The sequence below is a fragment of the Prochlorococcus sp. MIT2309 genome, from assembly GCF_059772305.1.
In genome coordinates this window covers 182822-201810 of the sequence record NZ_CM186282.1, presented here as the reverse complement: position 1 = coordinate 201810, position 18989 = coordinate 182822, and the positions used below count along the sequence as shown (strand labels likewise).

Here is an 18989-nt window from a genome sequence, read left to right as displayed (position 1 = left end):
ATGGAACCAAATCAAGAAGTAGGAGTAGGGATTGCAGGATTGGGATTTGGAGAATCGGTTCACTTACCAGCATTGAGAAGCAACCTGTTGTTGAATCCAATTGGAATTTGGCACCACAGGCACTCAAGACTTATTGAATCTTCAAAAATCAACAAACTCATTGCCTACAAAAACTGGGAAACTCTTCTCCAAGCAGATGAAATAAAAGCAATCATTATCGCAACACCACCAGCAGCAAGATTTGAATTAGCCAAAAGTGCTCTTGAGGCTGGCAAACATCTATTGCTTGAGAAGCCAATTTCCTTAAATTCTGCGCAAGCTGAGGAGCTAGCACGTTTAGCAATTAAAAATAGACTTTCTGTTGCTGTCGATTTTGAATATCGAGCAGTACCCCTTTTTATGCAACTAAAAAAAATAATCGAAAATAATAAACTTGGAAAAATATGGTTAGTAAAATTCGATTGGATAATGAGCAGCAGAGCAAATCCGAAAAGAGAATGGAATTGGTATTCAAATAATGAGGAAGGAGGGGGTGTAACAGGAGCTCTAGGTACTCACGCTATTGATATTTTGCATTGGCTGATTGGTCCTACAGAAAATCTTTCATCTCAATTCTCGACTTCAATTTCTGAGAGAATAGAGAGTTTTACAGGAAAACCTAGAAAGGTTTCCAGCGAAGACACATGTCTTGCTCAACTCGAATTATGCCAAGCTTCGTCAAATTCCTTGGTTCCCGTTCAATTAACATTGTCTTCAATTTGCAGACATGGACGTGGATGTTGGATTGAAATTTACGGAAGCGAGGGGACTGCGATTCTTGGTAGTGATAATCAAAAAGATTATGTACATGGTTTTGGTCTGTGGACCTCAGATAAAGAGGGGCCTTTAAGACAAATTTCGCCGGACAAAGATTTTCTTTTTAAAAGAAGCTGGTCAGATGGAAGAATTGCTCCTGTAGAGAGAATTCAAAACTGGTGGGCAGAAAGTATCATTAAAGGCACTCCCGTCATCCCAGGACTAGCAGAAGGAATTGAGAGTCAAAGAGTTTGCGATGCCATTTATGAATCCGCCAAAAACGAAGTAAAAATAAACCTAAATAAATTCATAACCTAAATAAAGACTATTTCTTCGACATAAAATTCCTCAAGAGAGCAAAGGTTTTACGACGAAGGATACAAAGCAATGTAATATTTTATACTTAAATAAAAGTCATTCTATGGAAAGATCTTAAGGAAAATTTTCTGGCAGAAATGGCACTTAGTTACTACGCGGAAGAGCTCAAAAAAACAGCGTCAACAATAGCCCGTCCAGGCAAAGGAATCCTGGCAGTTGACGAATCAACCAAAACAGTTGGTAAAAGATTAGCCTCAATAAATGTTGAGAACTCCGAAGACAACAGAAAAGCTTACAGAGGAATGCTTTTCACAACTGAAGGTCTTGGAAACTTTATAAGCGGAGCAATTCTCTTTGAGGAGACACTTTTTCAAAGTCATCCTGACGGAGAGCCTATGGTGAAAAAATTAGAAAAACTTGGAATAATTCCAGGTATTAAAGTTGACAAAGGCCTACGCCCACTTGCAGGCGGTCATGATGTAGAAACATTTTGTAGCGGACTAGATGGTCTTGTTGAGAGAGCTGCTGACTATTACGAACAGGGAGCACGTTTTGCTAAGTGGAGAGCTGTTCTTCAAATTACAGATGATGGGTGTCCAACAAATCTATCCATTCAAGAAAACGCCTGGGGGTTAGCGAGATATGCTAGATCAGTTCAAGAATCTGGTTTAGTGCCAATTATCGAACCAGAAATACTGATGGATGGAGCTCACAATATTGAAAAGACCGCTGCCGTTCAAGAGCAAGTTATTAAAACCGTTTATAAAGCTTGTCAAGAGAATGGGGTACTTCTTGAGGGTACTCTCCTTAAGCCATCGATGACCGTGCCAGGGGCTGATTTCACTCCCAAAGCTGATCCTCAAAAGGTTGCAGAAATGACAATCAGAACAATGGAACGTTCTGTTCCTGCAAGTGTTCCTGGTATTGTTTTTCTTTCTGGTGGCTTGAGTGAAGAGGCTGCTTCAGTTTACTTAAATCTTATGAACAAGATTGAGCGAAAGGCTAAATGGAATGTTTCTTTTTCATACGGAAGAGCTCTTCAGCATTCTTGCCTAAAAGCATGGGCAGGTTCCAATAACGATGCTGGACAAAAAGCTCTCATTGCCAGAGCACAAGCCAATTCAGAGGCCTCAACCGGTTCCTATGTGCCCGGATCACAGCCTTCATCAGACGAGGCGCTTTTCGTAGCAGGCTACAAATATTAAATAGTAAATAAGAGGTGATTCAAAACAAAATCACCTCTTTTTACTCAATCAAAAACTTAAGTATTCCAACACCATCGGTTGATCCAATTAACGGATCACATGCACGTTCTGGATGAGGCATTAAACCCAAGACATTTCTCTTTAGATTAGAGATCCCAGCTATGGCGTTGATTGACCCATTAATGTTCTGATCATATCTGAGAGCTACCAAATCATTATCTAAGAGAAATTTGAGAGTGTCTTCGCTGCATTGATATCTACCTTCACCATGAGCAATGGGCAAATTTATTCCAGTTTTATCTGTGTAGTTATTAAACCAGGGCAAATAATTACTTGAAATTGATAGAGACACATCCTGACAAATAAAATTAAGATTTTTATTTCTAGTAAGTGCGCCAGGGAGTAAACCAAGCTCTGTGAGAATTTGAAATCCGTTGCAAATCCCAATAACTTTTCCACCCTTAGCAACAAAATCTGGCAGGCATTGCAAAACAGGAGCAAACCTGGCAATAGCTCCACATCTTAAATAATCTCCATAACTAAACCCTCCTGGCAGCACCAATGAATTTATTCCATCCAAATCCCTACTTTCGTGCCAGAGATATTTAGTTTGAACTCCTAAGCATCCCTCTAGAGCCCATTGAACATCTCTATCGCAATTTGAACCAGGGAAAACAACAATACCAACCGTCATAAACTAATAATTAATTTGGGTTTTTCGGAGAAAGTTCCAAGGACCAGTCCTCAATAACGGTGTTAGCAAGCAACTTATCGCTGAGCAACTCTAAATTTTTTTTGGCTTCAGTTTCATCCTTTGCTTCTATCTCTAGATCAATAATCTTTCCAATACGCAATTTTTCTATCCCTCTAATCCCCAACTTGCTAGCAGCAGCTCTGCTAGCCTCACCAGCTGGGTCCAGTACTGATGATCTTAATCTGATAAAAACTTTTGCTTGAAAAATTTGCAATTTACATAAAAGGATAGAAAAACTGAGTCAAAACATATCCTGAAGTATTTTCGGTAAAAGATCCAAGAAAATCAAAGTGTAATTTTTTCACTGTTTAAAGTGAATCCTCTACCAAAACAATCAAGACAAGTCCGATAACAGTTAGGATTTGATTTAGTGTATCCACTACCACCACACTTGGTGCAATTGGAATGCTGTTTTTCTGAATCCTCCATTTTTAAATAGGTAGATTGTTCAGAGAGGGAGGTGCTCACAACAGTTGTAATCAAGAGAGACTTGGCGATGGATCTTGTGTTGAATTCCTCATCGCCCCTATACGTTCGCTGGTAATACAAAAATAAACAACCCGAAGTTAATATAAATTTTTAACTTTCATAAATTTTATACATATCAAATTTTTTGCTTAACTCCTTTTGAATCCCAGACCTGAAACTCAAAACAATAAGTTCCAAGCCAGCATCCTGAGGTTTCCAAACATAATCAGGAGCTTTTTCATACCAACAATTAAATCTAGACCCAACCATTTGCACCTGTTGTGGATATATTTTTCCTTTAACCCAATTTCTCCCTTTTATTCTGATTATTTGGTACTCTTCGACAAGTGATATTAGTAATTCTTTTAGTTCAGTTGAATCAAACGAAAAATCCTTTTTAAAATGATAACTAAAAACGTCTAAATGATTATGATGATGGGATTCTTCTGGCTTTACTCGGGTGTTATTAGAATGCTGTAAACCGATTAATAAGCTTGGTTCTATTTGTCCATTTTGCATGGGTAATATTTGAACTTCAGGCTTAACTATTTTTGAAATTTTTACCTTTATATCATCGAATAACTTTTTAGAAATAATATCTGACCTACTAATCAAAACCAAATCAGATTCCAATAATTGATCATTAAATAATTCATTAAGCGGGGTTTTGTGGTCAATATTTTCATCTTCATCTCTTTGTTTTTCAAGGGCAACTAAATCCCCAACTGGACTACCCAAAGATAAGGCCTCTCCATCAGCAACGGTAATAAGTCCATCAACATATATTTGTGAACGGATTTCAGGCCAATCTAAAGCCTTAAGCAATGGTTGAGGCAAGGCAAGTCCACTGGTCTCAATAACAATACCTTCGATATCGTTATTTAATGACAAAAGTTTTTGCAAAGTGGGGAGAAAGTCTTCTTGAACAGTGCAACAAATACAACCGTTATTTAGCTCTACAAGTCTTCCCTCTAATTCACTTTCAGGGCAAAAACCACAACTCTCAAATAGAGCACCATCTAATCCAATACTTCCAAATTCATTAACAATTACAGCAAATTTACTCTGGCCTTTTTGCAAAAGATGCCTGATAAGTGTGGTTTTACCTGATCCCAAAAATCCAGTAATTATCGTTACTGGCAACCTTTTCTTTTGTTGATTCATATATTCGGCTAACAACCAAGACTATAGGTAGTTTCTACTCCTGTTGACGAATTAGTTCCCTCGGCAATTGAACAAAGTTGTTTTTGTTGAATCCTACTGATAACAGCATCCGTAAAGTCAGCACCTGATATTTGAGAATTTGTAAAACTGCTCTCCATTAAAAGTGCTCCATTAAAATTAACATCACTTAAATTTGCATCCTCAAAATCACTTGCATAGGCAAGTGCGTCACTCATATTTGCTCCATGCATATCAGCTCCTTTTAACTTGCTGTTATTGAATACAGCTCCAGTTAAGTTTGATTCACTAAAATTGATCCCTTTCAAATCAAATTTTACGAATTCATTACCGCTGAGATCCTGACCATGCATATCTTGGGTAATCTGGAGTTCTTCCTGATTTCTTATTTCTGGAGGCCTTTTTGCTGAGACATCAGGGGTGTTGTAAAAAAACAAACCCACAAATATGAGGGAAAGGGAAAACCTCAAAAGAGATTTAAAAAATGAAGCTGTTTTTGCCATTTGCATAAAAGAGGCCATGAGCCAGTAATTTATTTATTTACGTTATGGCAAATATTTGCCAATACGCGATAAATGACTATGACATTAAAAATAATTGTCCCACCTCATCCGCTGGTTGGTCACTGGTTAACAATTTTACGATCTGCATCAACGCCTTCTCCTATTTACGAAACAGGTCTAGTCCAACTAGGCAAATGGTTGACCTATGAGGCCATAAGAGATTGGTTACCACTAAGAAATGAAAAAATTGAATGTGCGCATGGACTAACCGAGGGGAAGGTAATTGAAACGCGTGTTCCTTTGCTAGCAATCGCCAATATTCCAGCAGGTGTTCAATTATGGCAGGGTGCAAAAGAACTCCTCCCTAATGCAACTCTATCTATTGGAGAAGGAGTCCCCATAGCAATTGAAGAAAATGCGGGAATAATTATTTACTTTGATCAAATAACAACAGGCGAGGTGCTCATTAAACAACTAAATATTCTCCAAAAACAGAACATTCACCCAAAAAGAGTAAGAATCATAACTTGTCTGGCCTGCAGTCTAGGATTGAAAAAAATAGGAGAATTATTTAAGGAGATAACTATTTACGCTGGGTGTATTGATCCTGAATTGGACAAAGAGGGAAATATTATTCCAGGAATTGGAGATCCTGTTAAACGAATTAACACCAGAATTACTCCACCGAACTAGGATTTGAATATAGATATTTAAAATTATGAGTCCGTACAAAGAATCTGCTCCAAATAGTTTCGGCTCTCTGATAAGTGGAGCTATTCTTGGTGCTGCAGGCCTAGCTTGGTGGCTACTGTCTGAGGCAGAGCGAAGACAGGAGAATAGGAAACAAAAAGCAATGCTTTATGCACCTAGGATTCAGGATGGATCAGAGGCCCTAGAGACAATTCAATCAACAATTAATGATAAAAACAACGAGAATCTTGAACAAAGAGTTGAGCAATTAAATTCCGCTATTGCGGATGTAAGAAGGCAACTTGAAGAACTTGGAGAAAAAACATGAACTTATTTTTTTTTACAAATAACTTTGAGAAAACATGCTGAGATCAAGCGCAATAACAAAAGGAATTCAACGATCACCAAACAGGGCAATGCTTCGAGCAGTTGGCTTTGGTGATAACGATTTTAGCAAGCCAATTATTGGAATAGCCAATGGATACAGCACAATCACGCCCTGCAATATGGGACTCATGGGGTTAGCTCGCAAATCAGAAGAGGCATTGCGTAACGCAGGTGCAATGCCACAACTTTTTGGAACCATAACGGTAAGTGATGGAATATCTATGGGAACTGAAGGCATGAAATATTCTCTTGTCTCACGCGAAGTTATCGCAGATTCCATAGAAACCGCTTGCAATGCTCAAAGTATGGATGGGGTACTTGCTATTGGTGGATGCGATAAAAATATGCCTGGTGCAATGCTCTCAATAGCAAGAATGAACATTCCATCAATTTTCGTTTATGGAGGAACAATAAAGCCAGGCAAACTCGATGGAGCTGATTTAACTGTTGTCAGTGCTTTTGAGGCAGTTGGTCAACTCACTAGTGGAAAAATTGATGAAGAAAGGCTGCTTGCAGTTGAAAAAAATGCGATCCCTGGTGCTGGTAGCTGTGGGGGAATGTTTACGGCCAATACTATGTCAGCAGCAATTGAAACTATGGGACTAAGCCTCCCTTACAGCTCAACAATGGCCGCTGAGGACGAAGAAAAAGCCACAAGTGCAGCAAAAAGTGCGGAGGTTTTAGTTGACGCTGTCAAAAATAACATCAGACCTCTGGATATACTGACCAAAAAAGCTTTTGAAAACGCCATCAGTGTAATTATGGCCGTTGGTGGATCTACCAACTCAGTTCTACATCTTTTGGCAATTGCCAGGACGGCAGGGATAGATCTTTGTATTGATGATTTCGAGAGGATACGACAAAAAGTACCTGTAATTTGTGACTTAAAACCAAGCGGTAATTACGTAACAGTTGACCTGCATAAAGCTGGCGGAATACCCCAAGTAATGAAGCTTTTATTGGATGCAGGTCTCATACATGGAGATTGCTTAACTATTGAAGGAAAAACCATTGAAGAAAATTTAAGAAATATTCCTTCAGCTCCAATGGATAATCAGAAAGTTATTAGACCTGTGAATGACCCTATTTATAAAAAAGGTCATCTCGCAATTTTAAAGGGTAATCTCGCCTCTGAAGGAAGCGTCGCAAAAATAAGTGGTGTCAAAACTCCTGTACTTACAGGTCCTGCAAGAGTTTTTGAAAGTGAGGAAGAATGCTTGTCTGCAATTTTAAATAATAAAGTTAATGCGGGAGATGTAGTCGTAGTTAGATATGAAGGTCCCGTGGGTGGTCCTGGAATGAGAGAGATGCTTTCTCCTACGTCCGCTATCGTTGGACAAGGCCTAGGAGAAAAAGTTGCTTTGATAACTGATGGAAGATTTAGTGGAGGTTCCTATGGACTTGTTGTAGGACATGTAGCTCCAGAAGCGGCTGTCGGTGGAACAATTGGTCTTGTAAAAGAGGGCGACAGCATAACGGTAGATGCTCATCAAAAACTTATTCAATTAAATGTAGAAGAATCTATTCTTGAGAAAAGAAGACTTGAGTGGAAAAAACCCACTCCTAGATATAAAACTGGAATCCTTGGAAAATATGCACGCTTAGTAAGTAGCTCAAGTAAGGGTGCTGTCACAGATCAAATAAACGATTAATCATTAAGTATCCAGGAAAATCTTGATCTCAATCTTCTAGCAAATGCCTCAATCTGAGGTGCTCTCTCTGGAGCAGTATTACATCGCTTACCTGAATTTGGTTCCATCCAAACAGAGTGTTTCCCCTGCCAAAGGATTGGCATAGAGTGGCTGGAATACCAACCAATTGTGATATTTAATTCATCGCCGCTCCGATACATCTCTAATTCCAAATCATTCTCAAAAAAACGTTCTCCATTAGCATCTCTACATTCAATTCGAAGTGTTAAGTCAGAAAAAATATCAAGGCCATCAATTTCTGGGAAAGCATCGCTAGACAACAAAACAGAATGTCTCCAAGGTTTTAAGCATAAGTCTGCAGATTTTGCGACCTCAGAGGTTATTTCATCGAAAATATTATCCATAAACATCAACATACCGCAGAAGAATAGTTATTGATCCAGGCTTAAATCCATAATTAAGTTCTCCTGGTAGAGCAAATTTAGAATGAAAAATTTGAAAGCGAGTTATGGACTCAGACAAAAAAATACAGAATAAAACCTTTTTTGCCCCATAGCCCTACAAGATACTAATAGAGCCTTGAAAGGATTTTTTACAGTTGTTGCCCCTTTTTTTCTTTGTGGGAAAGCAAGCGACCCATTTAAGACCATGAGGAACATGTTCAAAAGATTGCGATCTATTCCAACAAGTAACCGGCGCTTTAATGTCAGTCCATACCAATCAATAAAAAACTTGAATCCCTAAAAGTTTTTTTAAATTTAAAGGGGGACAGAATATTGGCGAAAGACAACTTACAAATCCACCCTCACCTCACAAATTTCACCATTAAGAACCAACCCAGCAGATATAACTTCACATCCTGCATTACTGGATCCTCCAATTTTGTTGTCATTGGGGTTTTCCAATCAAAAAAATCTTTATGACAGATTTTTTTAAACCCATCTAAAAGCCTCACTGACAGATAAAAAAAATTTTAATAAGGTAGTTAAACAGCATCTAAATCGGTCAATATCAAAATTTCATCTTTTGGCCTAACTAATTTCGCAGGTGTTCTAGCATCAGACTCGGATGGATCTAAAAGTCTTTTAAGGGCAATTTTTTTTGATTTACCACTTACTACAAAAATAACTTTCTTTGAGGCACTTAGTACCGGGTGAGTCATTGTTATTCGTTCTTGGTTATTTCCAACGCCAACAGCTGTCCATTTGTTTTTAATTTTTATTGCTTCACTTCCAGGAAACAGGGAAGCAGTATGACCATCATCGCCAAGTCCAAGAACCAATAAATCCAGTGAAGGTGGAGATCCAGAACATTTCTTGAGTAGGAGTTCTTCAAAGAAATTGGCACTTTCCTCTGGATTTGCCAAATCAGTAGTTGGAACAGTATTAAAAATTGCTTGTGAACCAGGAGATTTTGCCAGAAGTGTGTTTCTGATCATTTTTGTATTACTCATATCACTGTCATGAGGAACCCATCTTTCGTCTCCTAGAAAAACATCTACTCTTGACCAATCAATGCAGCTTTCTGAAAGAAGCGAATAGATTGTTGAAGGAGTCCTTCCTCCTGACAAAGAAATCTGAACCCTCTCTTTTGTATTTAAAATATTTTTTAAATAATCAGTAATTAATGTTGCTGCAAAAAAAGACAATTCACTTTTATCTTTAAGAGTTTTCAACTTGTAATTTGTCATAAAAATAAAATTTCAATCAATCCATTCAGTATGAAAAGAGCCTTCCATATCTACTCTTTCATAGGTATGTGAGCCAAAGCAATCTCTCATTGCTTGGACTAAGTTTTGGGGCAACCTCGAGGTTCGATAGCTATTTAGATAATCAAGTGTGCTACTTAGACAGGGGACAGGTATTCCTGCATTGACTGCACCAGAGACAACAGCGGTCAATCCAGGCAATCGATCATTTACTTGTTTGGCAAACCAAGGGTCAACTACTAAATTTGATAATTCTGGATCGATACTGTAAGCATTTTGAATATGCTTTAGTAATCGAGACCGTATTATGCAACCTCCCTTCCAAAGCTGAGCAATGGATTTCATATCCAATTTATAGTCATACTCTTTTGAAGCAAGATTTAGAATATCCATTCCTTGAGCGTAAGAGGCAATAGTTGCTAAAACTACGGCATCCATCAAAAGTGGCATACCATTCTCTGGAATACCCATATCGAAACTTATTGATTGCTCTGATTTGATTATTAGGGCAGCTTTTTGTCTTTGATTTTTCATCGAACTCATCACACGCCCATTCAAGGAGGCATATATGGTTGGAACAGATGCTCCCAGTTCAAGTGCACTGATAACCGTCCATAAGCCAGTTCCTTTTTGGCCTGCTTTATCCATAATTTTTTCGACTAGATCTTTTCCATCTGTTGGGTCCTTTGTTCTTAGACATGCTTCAGTAATTTCAACTAAGTAAGAATTAAGCTCTTCAGTCTTATTCCAAAAATTAAATACATCAGCCATCTGATCGCCATTCATCCTCGAAACTCTTTTCATCAAGTCATAAGCCTCTGCGAGTATTTGCTCTATCCCATATTCGATTCCGTTATGGACCGTCTTTACAAAATGTCCCGACCCTCCCGGTCCCACATATGAAACGCAAGGACCATCTTCTACTTTTGCAGCCATTTTGTTAAGGAGACTTTCTATGGCGTCATAGGAGGCCTTTGTACCGCCTGGCATCATACTTGGTCCTTCAAGAGCTCCCTTTGCTCCGCCAGAGACGCCCATACCTATATATCCAAAACTTTTACTCTCTAGTTCAGAAACTCTTCTCTCAGTGTCAGAAAACAGAGAATTACCTCCATCTATGAGTAAGTCTCCCTCTTGAAGGTAAGGAGAAATACTCTTGATGACTGCATCAGTAGCACTACCAGCTTTGACCATCATTAATATTCGTCTGGGACGCTCAAGCTTGTCTACAAACTCCTGAAGATCTCTTGCACCCTCAATTGACTTTCCATAACCTCTGCTAGACAAAAAATCTTGTGTTTTTGAGTAAGTACGATTGTAAACAACACTTGAGAAACCATTCCTTTCAGCATTGAGTACTAAATTCTCTCCCATCACTCCAAGACCTATCAAACCAAAGTGTGCCTTGGACATCGTTTCATAAATCTTTTACTTGAGTAATTGTGCCGATTGATGAAACGATGCGCTTAATTTAATGGCTCAATGTCAGGAATGAAAAATTAATAAAAAAAAATAAGATTTTTCTAACCGCTCAAAAACCTTGACTCCACTGCTAAAAGTTAAAAAAGACTTAAATCACAGTTCCGTCGGGAATGCTCGCATTTTTTACTATCACAACGATTCCGTTCCTAATGTAAAAGCCCTTTTCTGCTCTATCTGCCTCTTCAATGTGATCTTTGTTGACGATATTGACGTTGTTACCAATTCTTGTGTTTTTATCAAGAATCGCTCTTTTGACAGTTGTACCAGTTCCAACACCCAAGGGAATACCACCTCCACTTCTAAGAGCAATTCTTTCTTCTGAAGACTCAAAAAAATCTGATCCCATAACTAAGCAATCCTCTAGGACAACATCACTCTCAACCCTGCTACGGACGCCAAGTACGCAATGATGAATACTGCATGATTTGAGAATTGACCCCTCACAAACAATTGAATTTGTAATTTGAGCATCAACTAATTTCGATGGTGGTAAATATCTCTGACGGGTGTAAATCGGAAATTTTTCGTCATAGAAACTAAATGGAGGTGTTGGTTGTTGAGTTAGGGCTAAATTAGATTCAAAGAAAGCTCCAATAGTTCCAATATCCTCCCAATAATCATCAAAAACATAGCTTTTTAATTTGTCGCCCCTTTTCAAAGCCTCTGGTATAACTTCTTTCCCAAAGTCGGTATATGTAGGATTTTTATTTAATAAATCAAAAAGAGTTGATCTACTAAAAACATATATCCCCATAGAGGCTAAATATGGTCTCTCTATTGCTGACTCTGGCTCTAAACCAAATCTAGATGTATCTACTGCCATTGCTTTAAGCAGGTCTCCTGAGGGCTTCTCTTTAAATTCTTTTATGTTCCCGTCTTCATCTGTCCTCATAAGACCAAAGCCTTCAGCTTGCTGAGCATCAACTGGCAAAGCTGCGACTGTTAAATCCGCGCCACTAGCTCTGTGATGCTCAACAAAAAGGCTGTAATCCATTCTGTAGAGTTGGTCTCCCGAAAGAATCAAATATTCATCAACATCCCACTCTTGAAAAAGCCATTGATATTTTCTAACAGCGTCAGCAGTTCCCTCGAACCATGTAGGGCTCTCAGGTGTTTGTTGAGCCGCTAAGACCTCTACAAACCCTTGTCCAAAAGGAGCGCTCAGATTATAAGTTTGACTAATATGCCTATTCAAAGAGGCACTGTTGAATTGCGTTAAGACATACATCTTTGTGATGTCTGAATTAATGCAATTGCTAATTGGAATATCAATTAAGCGATATTTTCCTGCAAGAGGAACAGCAGGCTTTGCCCTCATTTTAGTGAGAGGATATAACCTTGAACCCTTTCCACCTCCGAGAATGATTGCTAATACTCGCTTCATTCCTTCCTTTTTAATCAGCGTTTCCGTGCAAACTTACTGGACTACGTGCCACAAAGGCGAGAAAAATAGAGATACTTTATAAGACTCGTGAGTTTTGAAATAAGACAGAATATTTTTTAGCTCAAAAAAAAACACCACAACGCTAAAGATCAAAGAGGTTTTCGACTATTTTTAACGACTCCAAACGATCCGACCTAGATTGCGGAGCCCTTAATTTAGTTACAGGCTCATGCAATATTTTATTGATAATACCTTTACTAAGAGCCTCAACAACTTTACGTTCTCTGGCTGAGAAATCAGGTCCCATTCTGCTTAGAGCTTTTTGTAATTCCTCCTTACGAATAGATTCAAGCGACGATCTGAGGGAATTAATTATCGGAACAGCCTCTAAGCTTTCCCACCATTCAAGAAAAAGTCTTCCTTCCTCTTTAATCAAACCCTCAGCTTGGAGTGCAACTTTCTGCCTCGCTTCTTGATTACGAGCTACAACTTCTTGAAGATCATCAACATCATGAGATTCAATACCAGAAATACTTTTGACGTCAGAGGAGATATTTCTAGGTACTCCAATATCAATCAAGCGAAGATTTCCACCTAAGGAGATTGTCTTCAACCTCGAAGCGTCAATAATGGGTTTGTCTGATGCGGTGCTTGTAAAAACCAAAGAAGATTCTGACAAACAACGATCTAGATCATCCATCAAACGGCATTCAATGTCTAATGCTGAAAAATCAGCAGCAAGTTTTAAGGCTCTATCTTTTGATCTATTGACTAAAGTTAACTTCGAACAACCTTTTGACTGTAAATGCTGAATCAATAATCTACTCATTCTACCTGCTCCAACTATTGAAACCTTCTCACTTTCAAGATTGGCCAAGTGATCTCTTCCTTGAGATTGACCTAATTTAAGTTGAGCAAGTTCTACAGCGGCTGAACTGATAGATACCGCTCCGGTTCCTAAATTCGTTTCGCTTCTTACGCGTTTTCCAGTGCTCACAGCTTGAGTTAGTAGCCTATTTAAGATTGGACCCATGGATTTGTTTTCTTGACCCAATCTCATCATTTTTTTTACTTGAGACAAAATTTGTCCTTCACCTAGCACCAAACTATCCAGCCCAGACGATACTCTCATCAAATGTGCAACTGCCTCTTCTTGATTGAAATTAAATAAATGAGGAAAAAGAACATCTTCATCCAAACCAGAATAATCTCTAAGAAATTCCTTGATAGCTAAAACGCCTTTATCCTGCTTTTTAACCAAAGTATATATTTCTAACCTATTGCAGGTACTTAAAATTGACACTTCAATTACCTGCTCTCTTTCTTTAAGAGAGTTGAAGGATTCTTCAATTTTTTGCTCGGAAATACTAAGTTTTTCTCGGACCTCAACTGGTGCCGTTCGATGACTTAGACCGACGACAGCAATGTGCATAAATCTCTCTTGAATTTTTTTACATCAAGTTCAATTTAAGCCGATGCTTTGAGCACCTTCTTTAATATGAACTGTGTTTGTAAAACGGGCAGAATTGTCAAGTGTACTAATAATTAGGCTACTTGTTCTCGTGCAATCAGGTTCGAACTTAACTCCGTTAAACAAAAGTCCATCTGTTATTCCACTACCAGCAAAAACCACATTATCTCCGGATGCAAGTTCATTTGATTCATAAATCTTGTCCACGTCAGTTATTCCCATTTCGTTCAGACGCGAGATATTACCTTCTTTTGTGTAATCTGCCCACTCTGTGGTCTGAGCAATAGCAGGATCGTAAACCAATTGTCCTTGAAAATGTCCTCCAAGGGCTCTCATAGCAGCTGCTGAAATCACTCCCTCGGGAGCTGCTCCAATGCCCATAAGGCAATGAGTTCCAGTGCCTGCAAATCCACAAGCTATGGCTGCTTGAACATCGCCATCAGATATAGGCTGAACCCTTGCACCAGTTGAACGAATCTCACTGATTAGTTCTTTGTGTCTTGCTCTGTCCATTACAACAATGGTCAATTCATCAATTGATAAACCCAGACAATCGCTGAGGATATTTATGTTTTCCGTTGCAGACTTTCTAATGTCAACCTTACCTTTAGCAGCTGGGGGGGCCGCTAATTTTTTCATGTAAAAATCTGGGGCATTGAATAAGCCTCCTCTATCTGAAGCAGCTAAAACGGCCATAGACCCGCGCTGGTTATTTGCACATAGGTTTGTTCCCTCACAGGGATCAACAGCAAAATCAACTCCTGGGCCATTACCTGAGCCAACCTCTTCTCCAATGAAAAGCATTGGAGCCTCATCTCTCTCTCCTTCACCAATGACAATTCTGCCTTTCATCTCTATCTGCCCCATTCGTTTACGCATTGCTTCAACGGCGGCAGCATCTGCCTCATCTTTTTTGCCAAGACCAGTTAATTGAGCCGAAGCTATTGCAGCTTGTTCTACGACTTCGAGGATTTCTTGAATGAGTGTGCGATCCACTGAAAAAGGGGGTTTAAGAAAATTACAACCTCAATAAGATTTAAAAATACGAAAAACCGTAAAATTTAAATCAGTCGAGGCGGGGACAACTTTATCAGTGCAGCCTCACATAATACGAAGGTCCTTCAGATTTATAGAATCTGTATACAAGATTTTTATTTTCGATGAGCACGTCAAATCAACCTTCAAATTCCACAAATCACCGACCAATACAAATAATTCCATCAGTCTTGCCAGCAGACTGGGCAAATATGGGTAAATGTGTAAAAGATCTTGAAGATGCTGGCGTTGACAGGATTCAATTTGATGTGATGGACGGAAATTTTGTCCCTAACCTCACCTTTGGTCCTGAAATGATCTCAGCTTGCAGAAATTACTGCAAAGTTCCTTTTGAGACTCAACTTATGGTTAGTCAATACAACTGTGAAACAATGCTTGAGGACTACGTAAAGGCGAGTAAGGGCCCTAATGGAGAACCTGGTGTTGTAATTGCGCATGTTGAAGCAAATGTTCACTTGCACAGGATTTTGGGACGAATCAGACAGCTTGGAGGATCTCCATCAGTTGCTCTCAATCCACACACTCCAACAGAATTAGTAAAAAATATTCTTGATATGGTTGATCATGTTCTTGTAATGACGGTCAATCCGGGGTTTGGGGGGCAGGCTTACATACCAACGATGATCAATAAAATAAAAGAGATTAGAGCAGAGATCATCAAAAATAACTACGACGTAGACATTGAGGTTGATGGTGGTATTAAGGCTGACTGGACAATCTCTGAATGTTGTGCTGCTGGTGCAAATTGCTTTATTGCTGGCAGTGGAATGTTTGCATATCCATCACTAAAAGAGGGTTGTGACGCATTAAGAAAAGTTGCTCAAGAAGCTCAAGCAGGAAATATTTTAAAGAGAAGTTAGAAAAATTTATTGAGATTTAGCTCAAAAACCACCCATAACTGTGTAGCCCAACACCAAGAAGATTGACGCCTATGTAGCAAATAACAATTACAAAAAGACCAGAAACAGCAAAGACAGCTGGTTTTTTACCTTGCCAACCTCTAATAAGTCGGACATGAAGATATGAGGCATAGACCAGCCAACAGATTAAAGCCCATGTTTCCTTTGGATCCCAACTCCACCAACTCCCCCATGCTTCATTTGCCCAGACAGCTCCACTGATTAAACCAACTGTAAGAAGTAAAAACCCTAAGGAAATTGTTCTATAACTCAATGAATCAAGCTCTTCAGCTGTAGTTAATACTTGAGGCTTTTCAAAAAGTAGTGAAGTTGAGTTTTGTTTATTAACTAAAGGTATTGAAGATTTCAAAGTGCCAACACCCATAGAATTGCTTCTTATTTGTAAATCTTCACCAGTATTAGTAAGCAAAACAGCAAGGGAAAGTAAAGAACCAATAATTAAAGCAGCATAACTACACATAATTACACTCACATGCATGACTAACCAACTTGACCTCAGTGCAGGAACTAAAGGGGAAGCAACCTTCAATTGATCTGGTAAAACAAAGTTTGCGAACCCAATCAAAAGGAGAGAAAGCGGAACTGAAAGTGCTGAAGGGTAAGGCGTGGGCCAAGATCTTTCCATTAAAAGCTGGATTAACAAACAAGCCCATGCCAGAAAACAAAGAGATTCATATAAATTACTTATTGGAAAATGACCAGAATTCCACCATCTTAATGTCAATAATGTTGCCAGAAAAAGATTAGAAATAGCAACAAGTGTTGTAACTAGACTTGACTTATCTTTAACTATTAATGACCAAAATGAAAAAGGTAAAGCAAAAACAAGGGAAAGGAAAGACAAAAGTCCAAAAAAGAGTTCGGGTTGTTCTAAAAGTTTTATTTGTGTAACTAATTCCATAAAATTAATACATTACTTATCAGCTTTTTTGAGTAGCAAACCACCACCAAAAAGAGAAATAAAAACAGGAGACCAGGCTGCAATAAATGGGTTTAAAGAACCAGTAACCCCCAAAGAACTAAAACTAAAACTGAGAATATAATAAAAAAGAATCAAAAGAATACTCAAACCAAAACCCTGACCTTGAGATGATCTTGAGTTTGGTTTTGACCCTAAACTACTTCCAATTAAACCAAAAACTATGCAAGCTATGGGCAATGTATATTTTTCTTGAATTCTTACTTTCATTCTTCTTTCCTCTTTAATATTACCAGTTTGTTTGTATAAAGATTGTGCTTTTCTAGCCTGGCTAATAGTCATATTATTTGCATCTTGAGGTAGCTCTGCTATATCTTTGGGACCCGAATCAAGAGGATATATATAACTATCAAAACCTACAGAAGTAGAACTGTTATTAGGAGCAAGAGTGAGTATTTTCCCTTTCTCAAACTCCCATTTTGCTTCTTTTTCTCTCCAAAATGCCTTTTTAGCTACAAGCATTTGAGTATATCCAACTTTTGAAAAATCTAAAAGAGTAACTTCTCTCATTTGACTATTCTGAAATTCTTTCGCATAAAACAAATGCGTCAATCCATCCCTTGAAGAATTATTTTTAGGATTAACTATCTTTCCAAATCTCGAATACATTATGTCGGTACCATAATCGGAATGCATCGCAACCTGAAGTCCTTTTCTTAATGTTGCTTCTGCCGCTCTATTGGATTTAGGTACAACTACATCATTAAAAATGAAAGTTAATATTGTCATAAATAATCCCAGAATCAATGCAGAGACAACCATCCTTTTTGATGAAATACCAATACTTCTTAGTGCTTTAATTTCGCTATTTGAAGATAATCTGCTGTAAGCAAGTAGCGAAGACATAAGCATTGCCATTGGGAAAGAGATAACCAAAAAACTGGGCAATTTAAGGATTAAAACTTTTATAGCCATCTGAAAAGGCAATCCTGATTCAACTATCTTTCTGACTAAATCAAACATTACACCTAGAGAAAGAGAAACTGTTGATAAAGCAGCAACTGCAAAAAGTAATGGTGGAATAAGTTCAGAAAGTAGCCATTTATCTAAAAGAGGAATATTGTTAAATAAAGAAATTAAACTATATATTATTTTATTTGAACTAAGGATTTCAGAGAAATTTTTTTTAGGGTAATTTTTATTCAAAGCTTAAAACCCTCGCCAAGATAATTTTTTCTTACAAGCGGGTCATTAGCAACCTGACTTGATAAGCCTGAAGAGAGAATACTCCCTTCACTAAGAATGTACGAGTAATCAGTGATGGCAAGAGTTTCTCTAACATTGTGATCTGTTATCAATATTCCCATACTTTTCTCTCGCAACTTATATATCAAATCTTGAATATCTGATACGGCCATTGGATCTACCCCAGCAAAAGGTTCATCAAGAAGTAAATACTTGGGACCAATAGGGCCCACTGCTAAGGCTCTTGCGATTTCGCATCTTCTACGTTCTCCACCAGACAATTGATAGCCAGGTCGATCAATAAATTTATTCAAATGGAATTCATCAATTAATTCCTCCATTCTTACTCTAGAAAGAGGGCGGGACATAAAACTTTGGGATAAGGCTATCTCAAGATTTTCCCTTACTGTTAATCTCCTGAAAACACTTGGCTCTTGTGGCAAATAGCCAATGCCTAAACGAGCTCTATGAGGCATTGAAAAATTACTAATTTTTTGTGAATTTAAAAGAACGTTTCCCAGATCAGGCTTTAATAATCCAATCAATAAATTAAAAGTCGATGTTTTTCCTGCCCCATTAGGACCAAGTAAACCAACCACCTCGCCAGGACCAACAGATAAGGAAATGCCATCAATTATTGAAATCCCACCTAATTTAAGAGAGACGTTATTAAGACTTAGCCTCATGGTAAAAGGAGGACCTGATGATCAGAAATTAATCCAAATAATTGATCTTTGAAAGCGAAAAACAAAGATTAATTTTCCTTGAACAATAACATTTGGATTGTAATAAAAAATCCGAAACTATGAGGCAAATAATAAAACTTATTAACTACAATCTCTCATAAAGC

19 protein-coding genes are annotated in these 18989 nt (G+C 38.2%); 6 read left to right on the top strand and 13 right to left on the bottom strand.

The features are described from left to right. Together AC6EJA_RS01040 and AC6EJA_RS01035 are read left to right on the top strand one after the other, a co-directional pair. Positions 1 to 1113 (top strand): Gfo/Idh/MocA family protein, encoded by a 1113-nt coding sequence (locus tag AC6EJA_RS01040; RefSeq protein ID WP_498502679.1) that lies wholly within the window; start codon positions 1 to 3, stop codon positions 1111 to 1113. Positions 1114 to 1250: 137 nt separating this feature from the next. Further along, on the top strand, positions 1251 to 2318 hold the full coding sequence (locus AC6EJA_RS01035; protein WP_498502678.1) for a class I fructose-bisphosphate aldolase: 1068 nt from the start codon (positions 1251 to 1253) through the stop codon (positions 2316 to 2318). Between the two features lie 40 nt (positions 2319 to 2358). On the opposite strand, the gene purQ is transcribed toward AC6EJA_RS01035, so the two are convergent. From purQ to AC6EJA_RS01015, 4 genes are all read right to left on the bottom strand, one after another. After that, positions 2359 to 3012, bottom strand: coding sequence for a phosphoribosylformylglycinamidine synthase subunit PurQ (gene purQ, locus AC6EJA_RS01030; protein WP_498502677.1), 654 nt, complete (start codon positions 3010 to 3012; stop codon positions 2359 to 2361). A gap of 10 nt (positions 3013 to 3022) precedes the next feature. Next, positions 3023 to 3286 carry a phosphoribosylformylglycinamidine synthase subunit PurS gene (gene purS / locus AC6EJA_RS01025; protein ID WP_498502676.1) on the bottom strand — a complete coding sequence of 88 codons (264 nt, stop codon included), beginning with the start codon at positions 3284 to 3286 and terminating at the stop codon, positions 3023 to 3025. 365 nt (positions 3287 to 3651) lie between these two features. Continuing rightward, complete coding sequence (locus AC6EJA_RS01020) at positions 3652 to 4704, bottom strand: GTP-binding protein (protein ID WP_498502675.1); 1053 nt, start codon at positions 4702 to 4704, stop codon at positions 3652 to 3654. An 8-nt stretch (positions 4705 to 4712) separates the two neighbouring features. After that, positions 4713 to 5225, bottom strand: coding sequence for a pentapeptide repeat-containing protein (locus AC6EJA_RS01015; RefSeq protein ID WP_498502674.1), 513 nt, complete (start codon positions 5223 to 5225; stop codon positions 4713 to 4715). A gap of 72 nt (positions 5226 to 5297) precedes the next feature. Here AC6EJA_RS01015 and AC6EJA_RS01010 point away from each other — a divergent pair, with 72 nt between their 5' ends. From AC6EJA_RS01010 to ilvD, 3 genes are read left to right on the top strand one after another with little or no spacing between them, the layout of a single operon-like run. Then, a complete protein-coding gene (locus tag AC6EJA_RS01010) occupies positions 5298 to 5918 on the top strand; it encodes a uracil phosphoribosyltransferase (protein ID WP_498502673.1) in 621 nt (206 codons plus the stop codon). 25 nt (positions 5919 to 5943) lie between these two features. Further along, positions 5944 to 6243, top strand: coding sequence for a hypothetical protein (locus tag AC6EJA_RS01005; protein ID WP_498502672.1), 300 nt, complete (start codon positions 5944 to 5946; stop codon positions 6241 to 6243). A 34-nt stretch (positions 6244 to 6277) separates the two neighbouring features. Beyond that, positions 6278 to 7954, top strand: a complete 1677-nt coding sequence (ilvD, locus tag AC6EJA_RS01000; RefSeq protein ID WP_498502671.1) for a dihydroxy-acid dehydratase — start codon at positions 6278 to 6280, stop codon at positions 7952 to 7954. On the opposite strand, the gene AC6EJA_RS00995 is transcribed toward ilvD, so the two are convergent. From AC6EJA_RS00995 to glpX, 6 genes are all read right to left on the bottom strand, one after another. Further along, positions 7951 to 8358, bottom strand: coding sequence for a DUF8659 family protein (locus AC6EJA_RS00995; protein WP_498502670.1), 408 nt, complete (start codon positions 8356 to 8358; stop codon positions 7951 to 7953). The genes ilvD and AC6EJA_RS00995 overlap by 4 nt on opposite strands. A gap of 581 nt (positions 8359 to 8939) precedes the next feature. Further along, positions 8940 to 9644 carry a 6-phosphogluconolactonase gene (pgl, locus tag AC6EJA_RS00990; RefSeq protein ID WP_498502669.1) on the bottom strand — a complete coding sequence of 235 codons (705 nt, stop codon included), beginning with the start codon at positions 9642 to 9644 and terminating at the stop codon, positions 8940 to 8942. Between the two features lie 12 nt (positions 9645 to 9656). Further along, positions 9657 to 11075 (bottom strand): NADP-dependent phosphogluconate dehydrogenase, encoded by a 1419-nt coding sequence (gnd, locus tag AC6EJA_RS00985; RefSeq protein ID WP_498502668.1) that lies wholly within the window; start codon positions 11073 to 11075, stop codon positions 9657 to 9659. A gap of 157 nt (positions 11076 to 11232) precedes the next feature. Next, positions 11233 to 12528, bottom strand: a complete 1296-nt coding sequence (locus AC6EJA_RS00980) for a glucose-1-phosphate adenylyltransferase (protein WP_498502667.1) — start codon at positions 12526 to 12528, stop codon at positions 11233 to 11235. A gap of 142 nt (positions 12529 to 12670) precedes the next feature. Continuing rightward, positions 12671 to 13960: a glutamyl-tRNA reductase gene (locus tag AC6EJA_RS00975; RefSeq protein ID WP_498502666.1), complete on the bottom strand. Its 1290-nt coding sequence runs from the start codon at positions 13958 to 13960 to the stop codon at positions 12671 to 12673. Between the two features lie 30 nt (positions 13961 to 13990). Then, positions 13991 to 14995, bottom strand: a complete 1005-nt coding sequence (gene glpX, locus AC6EJA_RS00970; protein WP_498502665.1) for a class II fructose-bisphosphatase — start codon at positions 14993 to 14995, stop codon at positions 13991 to 13993. Positions 14996 to 15159: 164 nt separating this feature from the next. Here glpX and rpe point away from each other — a divergent pair, with 164 nt between their 5' ends. Beyond that, a complete protein-coding gene (rpe, locus tag AC6EJA_RS00965) occupies positions 15160 to 15915 on the top strand; it encodes a ribulose-phosphate 3-epimerase (RefSeq protein WP_498502664.1) in 756 nt (251 codons plus the stop codon). Positions 15916 to 15931: 16 nt separating this feature from the next. Here the strand turns inward: rpe and ccsB are convergent, their stop codons facing one another. The 3 genes from ccsB to lptB are packed head-to-tail and all read right to left on the bottom strand — an operon-like array spanning position 15932 to position 18825. Next, positions 15932 to 16876, bottom strand: a complete 945-nt coding sequence (ccsB, locus tag AC6EJA_RS00960; protein ID WP_498502663.1) for a c-type cytochrome biogenesis protein CcsB — start codon at positions 16874 to 16876, stop codon at positions 15932 to 15934. A 12-nt stretch (positions 16877 to 16888) separates the two neighbouring features. Further along, positions 16889 to 18046, bottom strand: coding sequence for an LptF/LptG family permease (locus tag AC6EJA_RS00955; protein ID WP_498503516.1), 1158 nt, complete (start codon positions 18044 to 18046; stop codon positions 16889 to 16891). A 50-nt stretch (positions 18047 to 18096) separates the two neighbouring features. Further along, complete coding sequence (gene lptB, locus AC6EJA_RS00950) at positions 18097 to 18825, bottom strand: LPS export ABC transporter ATP-binding protein (RefSeq protein WP_498502662.1); 729 nt, start codon at positions 18823 to 18825, stop codon at positions 18097 to 18099. Between the last annotated feature and the right edge of the window lie 164 nt (positions 18826 to 18989).

What these genes read in the sequence shown, in the direction of transcription:
- AC6EJA_RS01040 (WP_498502679.1), top strand. Translation starts at nt 1, where the DNA reads ATGGAACCAAATCAAGAAGTAGGAGTAGGGATTGCAGGATTGGGATTT.
- AC6EJA_RS01035 (WP_498502678.1), top strand. Translation starts at nt 1,251, where the DNA reads ATGGCACTTAGTTACTACGCGGAAGAGCTCAAAAAAACAGCGTCAACA.
- purQ (WP_498502677.1), bottom strand. Translation starts at nt 3,012, where the DNA reads ATGACGGTTGGTATTGTTGTTTTCCCTGGTTCAAATTGCGATAGAGAT.
- AC6EJA_RS01020 (WP_498502675.1), bottom strand. Translation starts at nt 4,704, where the DNA reads ATGAATCAACAAAAGAAAAGGTTGCCAGTAACGATAATTACTGGATTT.
- AC6EJA_RS01015 (WP_498502674.1), bottom strand. Translation starts at nt 5,225, where the DNA reads ATGGCAAAAACAGCTTCATTTTTTAAATCTCTTTTGAGGTTTTCCCTT.
- AC6EJA_RS01010 (WP_498502673.1), top strand. Translation starts at nt 5,298, where the DNA reads ATGACTATGACATTAAAAATAATTGTCCCACCTCATCCGCTGGTTGGT.
- AC6EJA_RS01005 (WP_498502672.1), top strand. Translation starts at nt 5,944, where the DNA reads ATGAGTCCGTACAAAGAATCTGCTCCAAATAGTTTCGGCTCTCTGATA.
- ilvD (WP_498502671.1), top strand. Translation starts at nt 6,278, where the DNA reads ATGCTGAGATCAAGCGCAATAACAAAAGGAATTCAACGATCACCAAAC.
- AC6EJA_RS00995 (WP_498502670.1), bottom strand. Translation starts at nt 8,358, where the DNA reads ATGGATAATATTTTCGATGAAATAACCTCTGAGGTCGCAAAATCTGCA.
- pgl (WP_498502669.1), bottom strand. Translation starts at nt 9,644, where the DNA reads ATGACAAATTACAAGTTGAAAACTCTTAAAGATAAAAGTGAATTGTCT.
- gnd (WP_498502668.1), bottom strand. Translation starts at nt 11,075, where the DNA reads ATGTCCAAGGCACACTTTGGTTTGATAGGTCTTGGAGTGATGGGAGAG.
- AC6EJA_RS00980 (WP_498502667.1), bottom strand. Translation starts at nt 12,528, where the DNA reads ATGAAGCGAGTATTAGCAATCATTCTCGGAGGTGGAAAGGGTTCAAGG.
- AC6EJA_RS00975 (WP_498502666.1), bottom strand. Translation starts at nt 13,960, where the DNA reads ATGCACATTGCTGTCGTCGGTCTAAGTCATCGAACGGCACCAGTTGAG.
- rpe (WP_498502664.1), top strand. Translation starts at nt 15,160, where the DNA reads ATGAGCACGTCAAATCAACCTTCAAATTCCACAAATCACCGACCAATA.
- ccsB (WP_498502663.1), bottom strand. Translation starts at nt 16,876, where the DNA reads ATGGAATTAGTTACACAAATAAAACTTTTAGAACAACCCGAACTCTTT.
- lptB (WP_498502662.1), bottom strand. Translation starts at nt 18,825, where the DNA reads ATGAGGCTAAGTCTTAATAACGTCTCTCTTAAATTAGGTGGGATTTCA.